The 13,997-nt window shown below is 62.8% G+C and carries 12 protein-coding genes; 10 read left to right on the top strand and 2 right to left on the bottom strand.

The features are described 5' to 3' along the window. A partial coding sequence (ppsR, locus tag V7N12_RS11375) for a transcriptional regulator PpsR (RefSeq protein WP_333714686.1) occupies nucleotides 1-1,166 on the bottom strand: 1,166 nt, incomplete at its 3' end. Nucleotides 1,167-1,201: 35 nt separating this feature from the next. Beyond that, on the bottom strand, nucleotides 1,202-1,999 hold the full coding sequence (locus tag V7N12_RS11370; RefSeq protein WP_333714685.1) for a cobalamin B12-binding domain-containing protein: 798 nt from the start codon (nucleotides 1,997-1,999) through the stop codon (nucleotides 1,202-1,204). 273 nt (nucleotides 2,000-2,272) lie between these two features. Here V7N12_RS11370 and bchF point away from each other — a divergent pair, with 273 nt between their 5' ends. From bchF to puhC, 10 genes are all read left to right on the top strand, one after another. After that, complete coding sequence (gene bchF, locus V7N12_RS11365) at nucleotides 2,273-2,773, top strand: 2-vinyl bacteriochlorophyllide hydratase (protein ID WP_333714684.1); 501 nt, start codon at nucleotides 2,273-2,275, stop codon at nucleotides 2,771-2,773. Then, the gene (locus V7N12_RS11360) at nucleotides 2,770-4,083 is read left to right on the top strand and encodes a ferredoxin:protochlorophyllide reductase (ATP-dependent) subunit N (RefSeq protein WP_333714683.1); all 1,314 of its coding nucleotides are present in this window, start codon (nucleotides 2,770-2,772) and stop codon (nucleotides 4,081-4,083) included. The genes bchF and V7N12_RS11360 overlap by 4 nt, the downstream gene beginning before the upstream one ends. Beyond that, nucleotides 4,080-5,621, top strand: coding sequence for a ferredoxin:protochlorophyllide reductase (ATP-dependent) subunit B (bchB, locus tag V7N12_RS11355; RefSeq protein WP_333714682.1), 1,542 nt, complete (start codon nucleotides 4,080-4,082; stop codon nucleotides 5,619-5,621). Before V7N12_RS11360 ends, bchB begins: the two co-directional genes overlap by 4 nt. After that, on the top strand, nucleotides 5,611-9,156 hold the full coding sequence (locus V7N12_RS11350) for a magnesium chelatase subunit H (RefSeq protein WP_333714681.1): 3,546 nt from the start codon (nucleotides 5,611-5,613) through the stop codon (nucleotides 9,154-9,156). Before bchB ends, V7N12_RS11350 begins: the two co-directional genes overlap by 11 nt. A gap of 37 nt (nucleotides 9,157-9,193) precedes the next feature. Further along, nucleotides 9,194-10,090, top strand: coding sequence for a ferredoxin:protochlorophyllide reductase (ATP-dependent) iron-sulfur ATP-binding protein (gene bchL / locus V7N12_RS11345; protein ID WP_333714679.1), 897 nt, complete (start codon nucleotides 9,194-9,196; stop codon nucleotides 10,088-10,090). Continuing rightward, entirely contained in the window at nucleotides 10,091-10,783 is a 693-nt protein-coding gene (gene bchM / locus V7N12_RS11340) for a magnesium protoporphyrin IX methyltransferase (RefSeq protein WP_333714678.1), read from the top strand. It abuts the gene before it with no gap. Further along, on the top strand, nucleotides 10,780-12,210 hold the full coding sequence (locus V7N12_RS11335) for a PucC family protein (RefSeq protein ID WP_333714677.1): 1,431 nt from the start codon (nucleotides 10,780-10,782) through the stop codon (nucleotides 12,208-12,210). Before bchM ends, V7N12_RS11335 begins: the two co-directional genes overlap by 4 nt. 19 nt (nucleotides 12,211-12,229) lie before the next feature. After that, the gene (gene puhA / locus V7N12_RS11330; RefSeq protein WP_333714676.1) at nucleotides 12,230-12,988 is read left to right on the top strand and encodes a photosynthetic reaction center subunit H; all 759 of its coding nucleotides are present in this window, start codon (nucleotides 12,230-12,232) and stop codon (nucleotides 12,986-12,988) included. A gap of 69 nt (nucleotides 12,989-13,057) precedes the next feature. After that, nucleotides 13,058-13,696 carry a photosynthetic complex putative assembly protein PuhB gene (puhB, locus tag V7N12_RS11325; protein WP_333714675.1) on the top strand — a complete coding sequence of 213 codons (639 nt, stop codon included), beginning with the start codon at nucleotides 13,058-13,060 and terminating at the stop codon, nucleotides 13,694-13,696. A gap of 6 nt (nucleotides 13,697-13,702) precedes the next feature. After that, a partial coding sequence (gene puhC / locus V7N12_RS11320; protein WP_333714674.1) for a photosynthetic complex assembly protein PuhC occupies nucleotides 13,703-13,997 on the top strand: 295 nt, incomplete at its 3' end.

Genomic DNA, 13,997 nt, shown 5'->3' with positions numbered 1-13,997 from the left:
GGGCGGGCACCGTCGCGGATCACGAAGGCAAAGATCGTTTTCGATCCCGCCGTCAGACGTGTGACCGAGATATCGACCGGGCGCGGGCTGCCATAGTCGCCCGCCATCTTGGTGGCATAGTTCCGCATCCGGCCTGCACGGGCGGCGTTTTCGGCCATCACCTTGAAGTCGACGGTGCCGCGCTGAAGGAAGTCGGTAAAGCTGCGGCCCCTCAGGCTGATGTCATGCCCGACATGCAGGAGATCGAGAAAAGCGTCGTTCGCGGACAGGATATCGCCACTGTCAGAAACAAAGACGATGGCTTCGGGGCAGTCGTGATAGAGGTCCAGCACATTGCGGCGCAGATCGTCGTCGCGCGCGTTCGCTTCGCCGACCGGGACCAAACGGCAGAGCAGCATCCGGTCACCTGCCGCGCGATAAAGCGAGGGGTGGATTTCGACGGCACCGCCCTTGTCCGGCAATTGCGCGGTAAAGGGCTTTTTCGGTGGCGACACCGTCTGCGCGACAAGTGTCTCGACGATCTCGCCCGACTTTTTCTGATCAAACAACGACTGAAGGCGTTTTCCGATGGTCCGTTCGTGAGGCAAACCAAACAGCGTCGCCGCCGCCGAATTGGCATCGAAAATCTGCCCGTCCTCGACCGCGACAAAGATGACGGCATCGTTGATGCTTTCCATCAGCACCCGAAAGCGCGTGTCGAAGCTGCGGTTTTCTTCGTAGTCGCGCTCCAGCGCCAGCTGTGCCTCGACCAGTTGCTGCTGCATGTCGGCAATCGGCTGAAGATCGCGGCCCAAAAGCAGGATCGCACCGTCGGGGCCGATCCGGTGAAAGCTGTAGCGCACGGGCGAGCCGAAAAGCTGGCTGCCATCGGCGTGGTTCAGTTCGATCGGGCGGACGGCGCCCTCGTTCTTGAGAAACTGCTCGATGCGGGTTTCAAGCTTGCGCACGCTTTCCACGGTCAGGAACTCGCGGATATCGTGCCCTTCCCATTTTTCGAGACCACGGAAGGTCGTCGTGCTGGGATTGACGAGCACCGAGAGAACCTTGCCGTCCTCGTCGATGACGACACCGACATCGGCAACCTGCGCAATGATGTCGCCAAGGATTTCCGGCGCAATCAGGGGGATTGCGCCGCTGTTCCAGTATTTTGTGCCACGGGAGGTCATGGCCGTAACATTGGTTGACGGGCCATTGTCATGGCTCAACCCCTGCAACTCGTCGGCGCGTCTTCTTGCGTGGTTAGGAGGAGGCCGCAATGGCGTAACGCCTCCTCTGCATTTCCTGTGGCAAAATCTGCCCCCGTCCTTGCGGTTACTGTATTGGCAGATTCGACTTCAAGGAGTGCGCCACCGATCACGATCGGGGGGGCCACGGTAGTCGCTGCGATGACAGCATCGATAATTAGTTTCAGCGATTCAAGAGAGTCACTCTGAGAAGCCGAGATAAAAATAGCGTCAAATTTTTCGGTACTCAATTCTTCACGGACAGATTTCGCGTTGCCGCCGATGGACATCTTCACAGAGATGCCTTTGCGCCGCAGTTGCCCGCTGAGAACGAAAGCGCCGAGCGTGTGAAAGACATCGCGCGGATTGATCAGCAGAACCGAGGCATTCGATTGCCCATGGTCGCGCAGGCGGGGCCAGTATGCCTCGAGGTCCCTCAGAACGGATTGCAGCCGAGAGACGGCAATCGTCACTTCACCGAATGTCAGTTCGTCCTCGCACCAAAGGTGGCCGTAACCGCGTGCCAGCGTCGGGACATAGAGGTCGGCGATATCCTCGGCCCTGACACCGGTCATGACGGCCTGTCTGACCGCCGCGCGCCCGTCCTGCGAGCTATGGCTCAGCATGGCGTTGTGCAGGGTGGCCAGGATCGTGGGATCGAGATGGTCGGTGATGTCTCCGACGAGGGCGGCGGCGGTTCCTTGTGCAGCCAGCAGCGCCTGCATCCCGTCAGACCGTGCCCTTATTTTCGTATCGACGTTCCGATAGTCGGCCATATGCCGGTCCTTTTGGTTTTTTCTCTTCTGGGTCGCCTGATCGTCAATGCATCTATTTTCATTTGTGACCGACAGATTGTCAAAGCAAATTGACAGTCTGCGTTGGGCCGAACCCCTTATCTGCGCTAAATCATTGTTAAATCGTTATAAATATGCGTTACCAGTGCCTGCGGGCCAAGCGCCAGTAAAAGTGTCGCACTCTGTAAGTTAAAGTTGACACTTTGGTGAAGTGGACAATATTCTTTACATATGACGTTGTCAGGAAAGACTTACATGACCATCGCCACCAGCAATACTTCGGCGATCCGGGACGGTGGTTCACGCCTCTATACGGATGCCGAACGTGCGCGCCGTGACGGGACCAAGTGGACCATGGTTCAGGGTATCCTTGCGCCTTTGCAGTTCCTTGTCTTCCTGGTCTCGCTCGGGCTGGTGATCCGCTACCTTTCGACCGGTGCCGGATACGAGGCGGCAACCCTCTCGATCGTCGTCAAAACGGGTGTCTTGCTGGTCATCATGGTGACCGGCGCGATCTGGGAAAAAGTGGTCTTCGGCCAGTACCTTTTCGCGCCTGCCTTCTTCTGGGAAGACGTCTTCAGCTTTGCGGTTATCGCATTGCATTTGCTGTATGTTTTCGCCCTCTATGGCGGTTGGTACGGACCGAGCCAGCTGATGTATATCGCGCTGGCGGCCTATGCTGCCTATGTCATCAACGCCGCCCAGTTCGTCTGGAAACTGCGCATGGCGCGGCTGGATGCGGAGGGGCGGAAATGAACGTGCCCCTGACCCCGTCGAACGGCGGTTGCCGCACGGCCCCTGTCCTTAAGGAACGCGGCCAGCGCGAGGTCTTTTGCGGCCTGACGGGAATCATCTGGCTGCACCGCAAGATGCAGGACGCCTTCTTCCTTGTCGTCGGCTCGCGCACCTGCGCGCATCTTCTGCAATCCGCCGCCGGTGTGATGATTTTCGCCGAGCCGCGATTCGGCACGGCGATTCTCGAAGAACAGGATCTGGCCGGCATGGCCGACGCCCACCAAGAGCTCGACCGCGAGGTTGCGCGCCTGCTCGCGCGTCGTCCGGACATCCGCCAGTTGTTCTTGGTGGGGTCATGCCCATCGGAAGTGATCAAGATCGACCTCGCCCGCGCCGCCGAGCGGCTCAGCAAGGTCCACGCCCCCCATGTGCGGGTGCTGAATTATTCCGGTTCGGGGATCGAGACGACCTTTACCGAAGGCGAAGATGCCTGTCTGGCCTCGATGGTGCCGGTGCTGAAAGACACCACCGCGCGCGAATTGCTGCTGGTCGGCGCGCTGCCCGATGTGGTCGAGGATCAGATGCTGTCGCTGCTGGGCGAGATGGGCATCGGCCCGATCCGCCTGTTGCCGGCCCGCCGGATCGACGAGACAACGGCGGTCGGTCCGAACACCGTCTTTGCGCTGACCCAGCCTTTCCTTGGTGAGACCCATGCGGCACTCGAACGCCGTGGCGCCCGCCATATCGCGGCCCCTTTCCCCTTTGGCGAGGAAGGCACGACAGCATGGTTGCGGGCCGTTGCGATGGAATTCGGTGTCAGCCAGGAAAAATTCGACGACGTCACCGCCGCCCCTCGCGCCCGTGCCCGCAAGGCCATTGCGCAGGCCGCAGAAGTGTTGCGCGGCAAATCGGTGTTCTTCTTCCCCGACAGCCAGCTTGAAATCCCGCTGGCCCGTTTCCTGACCCGCGAGTGTGGGATGACCGCGGTCGAGGTCGGCAGCCCGTATATCCACGACGCGCTGCATGGTCCTGACCTCGAGTTGCTGCCTGCCGGTCCGCAGATCGCCGAAGGGCAGGACGTGGAAAAGCAGCTTGATCGCGCCATGGCCGCGCGCCCTGACCTGACAGTCTGTGGTCTTGGCCTGGCCAACCCGCTCGAGGCGCAGGGTCTGACGACCAAATGGGCGATCGAGCTGGTCTTCACACCGGTGCATTTCTACGAGCAGGCGGGGGATCTCGCCGGTCTCTTCTCGCGGCCCGTGCGGCGCAAGGCGCTGTTGCATCTGGAGGCAGCAAGACCTTCCATGGAAACGCGCGAGGTCGCGCGATGAAGCTGACCGTCTGGACATACGAAGGTCCGCCCCATGTCGGCGCGATGCGTGTCGCCACGGCGATGAAGGGTCTGCACTACGTGCTGCATGCACCGCAGGGCGATACCTATGCGGACCTGCTCTTCACCATGATCGAACGCCGCAATCACCGCCCGCCGGTGACCTATACGACATTCCAGGCGCGCGACCTTGGGGCCGATACGGCGACGCTGTTCAAGTCCGCCTGTCACGATGCGGTCGACCGCTTCAAGCCCGAGGCGATCATCGTCGGCGCATCCTGCACCGCCGAACTGATCCAGGACGATCCCGCCGGTCTGGCGGAAACGATGGGGCTGACCATCCCCGTCATCCCGCTGGAACTGCCAAGCTACAGCCGCAAGGAAAACTTCGGCGCGGACGAGACCTTCTACCAGATCGTCAAGCACCTTGCCAAACCGCAAGAGCGGACGGCGCGGGTGACCTGCAACATCCTCGGCCCCACCGCGCTGGGCTTTCGTGCCCGCGACGATGTCGAGGAACTGACCGGTCTCTTGTCCGACATGGGGATCGACGTGAATGTCGTCGCGCCCCTGAACGCGACGCCTTCGGATATCGCGCGTCTGCCCGCGGCACATTTCAATGTGCTGCTCTGCCCCGAAACCGGCGAGGCCGCAGCGCGTCTGCTGGAACGGGACTTTGACCAGTCCTTCACCAAGACCGTGCCCATCGGCGTCGGAGCGACCCGCGATTTCATCCGCGAGGTCGCCGCGCTCGCCGGCGTATCGGCAAGGATCGACGAAAGCCGCCTGCGCCTGCCGTGGTGGTCGCGCTCGGTGGACAGCACCTATCTGACCGGCAAGCGGGTCTTCATCTTCGGGGACGGCACCCATGTCGCCGCCCATGCCCGCATCGCCCGCGACGAGATGGGGTTCGAGGTGGTGGGCATCGGCTGCTACAATCGCGAAATGGCGCGGCCGATCCGGCAGCTTGCCAAGGACTACGGCGTCGAGGCCCTGATCACCGATGATTATCTGGAGGTCGAGGCCGCGATCGAGCGGCTGTCGCCCGAGATGATCCTCGGCACCCAGATGGAACGCCATATCGGCAAGCGGCTGGGCATTCCCTGCGCTGTGATTTCATCGCCGGTGCATGTGCAGGATTTCCCGGCGCGGTATTCCCCGCAAGTCGGTTTCGAGGGTGCGAACGTCATCTTCGATACGCTGATCCATCCGCTTGTCATGGGTCTGGAAGAGCATCTGCTGACCATGTTCCGCGACGACTTCGAATTCCATGACGATGCCGGGGCAAGTCATCACGGCGGCAAGGCCAAGCCGCTGGTCGAGGATGCCTCCGGCGGGAGTATTTCGAGCAAAGCGAGGCAAGAGGATGCGCCAGACAATGTGATCTGGCTGACGGATGCGGAACGCGAGTTGAAGAAGATCCCGTTCTTCGTGCGTGGCAAGGCGCGGCGCAATACCGAAGCCTTCGCGCTGGAAAAGGGGCTGCATGAGATCAGCCTCGATACGCTTTACGAAGCAAAGGCCCATTATGCGCGATGAGGTGATCCATAAGCCCTACCGCGTGGTCATCGTCACGCTGGACAGCCATGCGGCCGGTCCGGCGCTGCGCATGGCCGCGCGTCTGGCGCCGGATTTCCCCGGGTTGGACGTGCAGGTCTTCGCCGCTGCCGAATGGGCCGAAAGCCCCGAGGCGCTGGACCATGCCCGCAAGGCCGTGGCCGAAGGCGATATCGTCATCGCCAACCTGCTGTTCCTCGAAGAGCATGTGAAGGCGATCCTGCCTGCCATGAAGGCCCGCCGTGACCAGTGTGACGCCATGCTCGGCGTCATTGCCGATGGCGAGATCGTCAGACTGACCCGCATGGGTGATCTGGATATGTCCAAGCCTGCCAGCGGCGCGATGGCCCTGCTGAAAAAGCTGCGTGGCGGGTCCAAGCCGTCGGCGGATTCCGGTGCCAAGCAGATGCGGGTCTTGCGGCGTCTGCCGAAGATCCTACGCCTGATCCCGGGCAAGGCGCAGGACCTGCGCGCGTGGTTCCTGGCGATGCAGTATTGGCTGGGCGGGTCGGACGACAATATCGAACAGATGATCCGCTTCCTGATCGGTCGCTATGCGCGGCGCGCCGACTGGCATGGGGCGAAGGCGGCACTTCCGGTCGAATATCCCGATGTGGGTCTTTACCATCCCGACCTTCCGGGTCAGGGGATCGTGACCGACCTGCGCGACCTGCCGCGTCCTGCCGCACCTGTGGCGACCATCGGTATCCTGATGTTGCGGTCCTATATCCTTGCCTCGGACTGCGCGCACTACGATGCCGTCATCCGCGCCTTCGAGGCCAAGGGCATGCGCGTGATCCCCGCTTTCGCCGGCGGGTTGGATGGCCGTCCGGCGATCTCTGCCTATTTTCAGGGTCGCGTGGATGCCATGGTCTCGCTCACCGGTTTCTCGCTGATCGGCGGGCCTGCCTATAATGACAGCGCGGCGGCGGTCGAGGTTTTGGGCGACCTGAATGTGCCCTATATCGCCGCGCAACCGCTGGAGTTCCAGACGCTGGGTCAGTGGGCTAACAGCGGTCAGGGCCTTGGCCCGATCGAGACAACCATGCTGGTGGCCCTGCCCGAGATCGACGGCGCGACCAATCCGACGGTCTTTGCCGGTCGCCACGGGACCGAGGGCTGCACTGGCTGTGCGAAGGCCTGTCAGACCCTGTCCGACTGCAAGGCGATGGCCCCCTGCTTTGAGCGGATCGAAAGCCTTGCCGAAAAGACCCTGCGCCTAGCCACGCTGCGCCGCAAAGAGAATGCCGAAAAGAAGGTCGGTGTGGTCCTGTTCGGCTTTCCGCCGAACGCGGGGGCTGTGGGTACGGCGGCCTATCTCGGCGTCTTTGAAAGCCTTTTCAACACACTGACCCGCATGAAGGCCGAAGGCTACACCGTCGATGTGCCCGAAACCGTGGATGACCTGCGCGCCGCGATCCTTTTGGGCAATGCCACGCAATATGGTCAGCAGGCGAATGTCGCGGCCCATGTGGATGCCGATACGATCGTCCGCACCACTCCGCCGCTGCAGGCGATCGAGGCGGTCTGGGGCCCCGCCCCCGGCAAGATCCAGTCCGACGGGCGCGGCGTCTATGTGCTGGGCCAGCACTTCGGCAATGTCTTTGTCGGCGTGCAGCCTGCTTTCGGTTACGAGGGCGACCCGATGCGGCTGCTCTTTGAAAAGGGCTTTGCGCCGACCCATGCTTTCGTCACCTTCTATCTGTGGCTGCGCAACACCTTCTCGGCGGACGTGATCCTGCACTTCGGGATGCATGGCGCGCTGGAATTCATGCCGGGCAAGCAAGCGGGCCTTGGTGCGCGCGACTGGCCGGACCGGCTGATCGGCGAGATGCCGAATGTCTATCTTTACGCCGCCAACAATCCTTCCGAGGCGACTTTGGCCAAGCGCCGGTCCAATGCGGTGACGGTCACCCATCTGACGCCGCCGCTGACGACTGCGGGGCTTTACAAAGGGCTGGCCGAACTGAAGGACAGCCTGACCCGCTGGCGCGAGATGCCCCCGACCGATGACCAGCGCGACGAACTGGCTTTGCTGATCCGCGATCAGGCGGTGGCGGTCGATCTGGATGCGCGCGATCTGGACCGCCTCTGGCTGAAACTGCTGGAGACCGAGGGCTCTTTGATCACCGAAGGGCTGCACGTCGTCGGCAAGCCGATGAGCGACAAGGCGAAGGCCGAATTCATCGCCCTGATGCCCAAGGGCGAGGCGACGGATGCCGCCGCAGCGCTGCTGGGCGGGGATCATGAACTGGCGGGGCTGATGGCGGCGCTGTCGGGGCACTTTGTCCCGCCTGTGCCCGGTGGTGACCTGATCCGCTCGCCCCAGATCGTGCCGACGGGCCGCAATATCCATGCCTTCGATCCGTTCCGGATGCCGACCGCCTTTGCCGTGGCCGAGGGCAAGAAGCAGGCGGACCTGCTGCTGGAAACCCACAAGGCGATGCCCCGCACCGTGGCGCTGGTGCTTTGGGGGTCCGACAATATCAAATCCGATGGCGGGCCGATCGGTCAGGCGCTGGCGCTGATGGGGGCTTTGCCACGCTTCGACAGTTTTGGCCGCCTGTCGGGGGCTGATCTGATCCCGCTGGCCGCCTTGGGTCGCCCGCGCATCGATGTCGTGATGACGCTGTCGGGGATTTTCCGCGACCTGCTGCCATTGCAGACACGGATGCTGGCAGAGGCCGCGCTGAAATGCGCCACCGCCGATGAACCGCTGGACCAGAACTTTGTCCGCGCCCATGCGCTGGCCTATGCCAAGGACATGGGCTGCGGGATCGAAGACGCCGCCTTGCGCGTCTTTTCGAATGCCGAAGGCGCTTATGGATCGAACGTGAACCAGCTGGTCGATAGCTCGGCCTTTGGTGACGAGGATGAGCTGGCCGATGCCTATGAGGCCCGCAAAAGCTTTGCCTACGGTGTCAACGGCAAGGCAACGCAGAACCCCGCGCTGTTGCAGAAGGCGCTGAAGGATGTGGACCTTGCCTATCAGAACCTTGAATCCGTCGAACTTGGCGTCACCACGGTTGACCATTACTTCGACACGCTGGGCGGCATTTCCCGGGCGGTGAAGCGCGCCAAGGGCGGGCAGGCAGCCCCCGTCTACATCGGCGATCAGACCCGTGGCGGGGCCAAGGTGCGCACGTTGCAGGATCAGGTGGCGCTGGAAACGCGCAGCCGCAGCCTGAACCCGAAATTCTACGAGGCCCTGCTGACCCACGGCCACGAGGGTGTCCGCCAGATCGAGGCGCATGTGACCAACACGATGGGTTGGTCGGCGACGACCGGCGAGGTCGAACCTTGGGTCTACCAGCGCCTGTCGGAAACCTTCGTGCTGGACGAAGACATGCGCAACCGGCTGGCGGCACTGAACCCGCAAGCCTCGATGCGGATGGCGAACCGGCTGCTCGAGGCGTCGGACCGCGCCTACTGGACACCGGACGAAGCGACTTTGGCGGCTCTTCAGGATGCAGCGGATGCATTGGAAGACCGGATGGAAGGGGTGGCAGCGGAATGATGCGATCCCCAATGACGACAAATGAAAGGAGGCTCTCATGAGCCCCAGAGACGAGATCCCGAACCTGAAAGGCCTTGATGGCGAAGGCTCGGTGCAGGTGCACCAGCCGGATGACGCGAAGATCGAGGGCGCCAAGGTCTTCTCGGTCTATGGCAAGGGCGGGATCGGCAAATCCACGACCTCGTCCAACCTGTCGGCGGCGTTTTCGATGCTGGGCAAGCGGGTCTTGCAGATCGGCTGCGATCCCAAGCATGACAGCACGTTCACCCTGACCGGATCGTTGGTGCCGACCGTGATCGACATCCTCAAAGAGGTGGATTTCCATTCCGAGGAACTGCGCCCCGAGGATTTCATCTTCGACGGCTTCAACGGCGTGAAATGCGTCGAGGCCGGTGGCCCGCCTGCGGGCACGGGGTGCGGCGGTTATGTCGTGGGGCAGACGGTCAAACTGCTCAAGCAGCATCACCTGCTGGAAAACACCGATGTGGTGATCTTCGACGTGCTGGGTGACGTGGTCTGCGGCGGTTTTGCAGCGCCCTTGCAGCACGCCGACCGCGCGCTGATCGTGACCGCCAATGACTTTGACAGCATCTATGCGATGAACCGGATCATCGCGGCGGTGCAGGCCAAATCCGCCAACTACAAGGTGCGTCTGGCCGGCTGTGTCGCCAACCGCAGCCGCGAGACCGACGAGGTGGACCGCTATTGCCGGACCGTCGGTTTCAACCGCATCGCGCATATGCCTGACCTCGACGCGATCCGCCGCAGCCGCTTGAAGAAAAAGACACTCTTCGAGATGCCCGATGACGAGGAAATCGTGCAGGTCCGCAAGGAATACATCCGGTTGGCGGAAACGCTCTGGAACGGGACCGAGCCATTGGCGCCCGCCCCGCTGCCCGATCGGGAAATCTTTGAACTGCTGGGATTCGATTAAGTGACCAACTACGCCGCCACACGTGACAGGGTCGAACACTATTTCGACCGCACCGCGACCAAGGTCTGGGAGCGGCTGACATCTGATGCCCCGGTCTCGGGTGTGCGGGCGACCGTGCGCGCGGGGCGCGACCGGATGCGCGCGCTGATGCTGGCGCAACTGCCCGGCGATCTGCGCGGCGCACGGGTGCTGGATGCAGGCTGCGGCACCGGCGCGATGGCAATCGAACTGGCCCAGCGCGGGGCCGAGGTGGTGGCGGTCGATATCTCGCCTGCACTGGTCGATATCGCGCAACTGCGGATGCCGCCGGACCTCAAGGACCGGATCACCTGGGTGGCGGGCGACATGCTGGACGATACCCACGGCCGGTTCGACCACGCGCTGGCGATGGATTCGATGATCTACTACAGCGCCGCCGATATCGCGGGCCTTCTGGGGAAGGCCGCGCACCGGGTGGACGGCAAGTTCGTCTTCACCATCGCACCGCGCACGCCTGCGCTGATGGCGATGTGGCGGGTGGGCAAGCTGTTTCCGCGCGCCGACCGCAGCCCTGTGATGATCCCGCAGACCACTGGTGCCATCGCCTCGGCCTTGCGGGATGCGGGCGTGAAGCGGCGGCTGGCCGAAGTGGATCAGGTCAAGTCGGGTTTCTACATCTCGAAGGCGCTGGTCTTCGGCGGAGTTCGCGCATGATCTTCAAGGCATCATCCCTCAAGCGCTTGTCGGTCAACCTCTTGCCCTTCGCGGATGCGGTCAGTGAAGACCTGCCGCTGAGCCAGCTTTTGCGCCTGTCGCTGTTCCAGGTCTCGGTCGGGATGGCGGCGGTGATGCTTTTGGGCACGCTGAACCGCGTGATGATCGTGGAATTGGGGATCGGTGCCACGCTGGTGGCGGCGATGATCGCCATTCCGGTGCTGGTCGCACCGTTCCGTGCCCTGCTGGGGCACAAGTCCGACAACTACAAATCCGCGATCGGCTGGAAGCGTATTCCCTACCTCTGGTTCGGGACGATGTGGCAGTTCGGGGGCCTTGCGATCATGCCGATGGCCCTGCTGGTGCTGTCGGGTGACCGGACGCTCGATTTCCCGATTGCGGGATATGTAGGGGCGGGTCTTGCCTTCCTGCTGACCGGGATCGGGATGCACATGACCCAGACGGCGGGTCTGGCGCTGGCCGCCGACCGCGCGACGGAAGAAACGCGGCCCAAGGTCGTGGCGCTGCTTTATGTGATGAACCTGCTGGGGATGGCCTTTGCCGCGATCATCATCGGCGCACTGCTACGCGATTATTCGCCGTTGCGGCTGGTGCAGGTGGTGCAGGGCACCGCCGTGATGACGCTGCTGTTGAACCTGATCGCCCTCTGGCGGCAAGAGAAGGTCACGCCGATGACCAAGGCGCAGCGCGAGGAAGCCTCGCCCACGTTCCGCGACGCGTGGAACGATCTGGCCGCAGGCGGCGATGCAGGGCGGCTGCTGGCGGTGGTGTTCATCGGGACAATGGCCTTCAACATGCAGGATGTGCTGCTGGAACCATACGGCGGCGAGATTCTCGGTCTGTCGGTCTCGGCGACGACGATGCTGACGGCGATGTGGGCGATGGGCGCGCTGGTCGGTTTCGGGTTGGCGGCGCGCTGGCTGAAGACGGGGCTTGATCCTTACCGGATGGCCGCACGCAGTCTTCTGGCTGGGATCGTGGCCTTCGCCACGGTGATCTTCGCAGCGCCGGTGAATTCGCCCGTTCTGTTCTACGCCGGAGCGACACTGATCGGTTTCGGCGGCGGTCTTTTCGGGGTCTCGACCCTGACGGCCGCCATGACGATGCCCGCAATCGGCAAGGCCGGTCGCGGTCTGGCCCTTGGCGCATGGGGGGCCGCACAGGCCACCGGTGCGGGGCTGTCCATCTTTATCGGGGGCACCTTGCGTGACCTCGTGAACCATGCCGCTGGGACCGGCACCTTGGGAGAGGCGCTCGCCACGCCTGCCACCGGCTACTCGGTCGTCTACCACACCGAGATAGCCCTTTTGTTTATCACCCTGATTGTGCTGGGGCCGCTTGTGCGGCTGCGGCCCATGACCACCGGGGACACTGCCAAGCTGGGTTTGGCAGAGTTCCCGACCTAACCACCGAAAGGACAAACCAATGGTTGGTGTAGAATTCTTTGGCAACACGGATCTGGCGAGCATCGCAATCTGGCTCTTCTGGATCTTCTTTGCAGGTCTCGTCTATTACCTGCAGACCGAAAACATGCGCGAGGGCTATCCTTTGCGCGACGACGGCGACGGTGTGCCGGCGAATGAAAGCCTGTTCCCGCTGCCCAAGGAAAAGACCTTTATCCTGCGCGATGGCAAAGGCACGCTGACGGTGCCAAGCCGTGACTACGAAGACAGCAAGATGCGGACCGATCTGGCGCTGGCGCAATCCTCGCCCAGCACCGGTTCGCCTTGGCTGCCGACAGGTGATCCGATGGTCGATGGTGTCGGCCCCGCAGCCTGGGCACCGCGCCGCGATGCGCCGGAACTGGACGCCCATGGCCACGTCAAGATCAAGCCGATGTCGATGCTGCCCGACTTCAAGATCTCGGCCGGGCGCGATCCGCGCGGCAAGGCGGTTGTGGGCGGCGACGGTGAAGTCGTCGGCCGTGTCACCGACATGTGGGTTGACGTGCCCGAGGCTCTGGTCCGCTACATGACGGTCGATCTGAACCCCGAAGGGTCGGGCAAGACGCGCCTGATCCCGATCAACATGGCCCGTATCCTGCCTGACCGCGTGAAAGTGAAATCGCTCAAGGCCGGCAATTGGGACAACGTGCCAGCCACCAAGAGCATGGAGCAGGTCACCCTGCTCGAAGAAGACAAGATCACCGCATACTACGCGGGCGGCACGCTTTACGCGTCCTGATCTTGTGACACCAACCTTGTGCCCCCGGCCAGCCACCGGGGGTGCGCGAAACGCGAAAGGGAACGCGCCATGAGCCACGACGATTTCAATTTCGAGCCGATCAGGGGGCTTCCAGAGAAGCTGCCGGAAGGCGAACATATCCTGTGGCAGGGCGCCCCTGATCCACGACACCTTGCCCGTGAGGCCTTGGCTCTGCGGTGGGTGGCGGCCTATTTCGCCTTGTTGACGCTCTGGCGTGTCGGGGCGTCAGCCGCCGAGGTGCCTTTCAGCGTCGCTTTGCTGCATGGCGTGCCCTTCGTTCTGTCGGGGCTTCTGGCCTGCGGGATCCTTTACGGGATCGCCTATGTGCAGGCGAAATCGACGGTCTACACACTGACGAACAAGCGTGTGGCGATGCGGATCGGTGCAGCGCTGACGATGACGCTGAACCTGCCCTATACATGGATCGGCACCGCCAAGCTGGACCTGAAGCCTTCGGGCCACGGCACGCTTGCGTTCGAGCTGATCGGGGAAACGCGGATATCCTACCTGATGTCCTGGCCGCATGTGCGGCCGTGGCGCATGGCGCGGACCCAGCCCGCCCTGCGCTGTATCCCCGACGCGGCCAACGTCGCCCGTATCTTTGCCGAAGCCGCCGAGACGCGGATTTCGGAACCAAAGGTCGAGAGGGTCAGCCAATCTGACGGCAATGCCGTCGCAGCGGAGTAAGGCATCATGTCACAACTTGAACAGCAAATGCGCCATCGCGACAAAGAGATGGTTCCGCGGATTCTGGTGCAGGCGATGTTCGCGCTGATGGTCGCGAGCCTTGCCCTGGTCGCCTATGCGCAATGGTTCGACGTGCCCAATCGCGGCGTTCTGGTCGAGGCGCCTGTCGTCGCCTCGCGCGATATCGTCATGACCGGTGACCGGAATGGCACCTACGCAGTCACCACGCCCGACGGTGGGCAGATTGCCTCGTCCTCGGACGATCTGGGCGGGTTCATCGGTGTGATGGGCCGCGTCATCG

The organism is Yoonia sp. (genome assembly GCF_036770585.1).
GTDB lineage: Bacteria > Pseudomonadota > Alphaproteobacteria > Rhodobacterales > Rhodobacteraceae > Yoonia.
The sequence above is the reverse complement of the archived record's forward strand: the minus strand, read 5'-3'. Positions and strand labels throughout refer to the sequence as shown.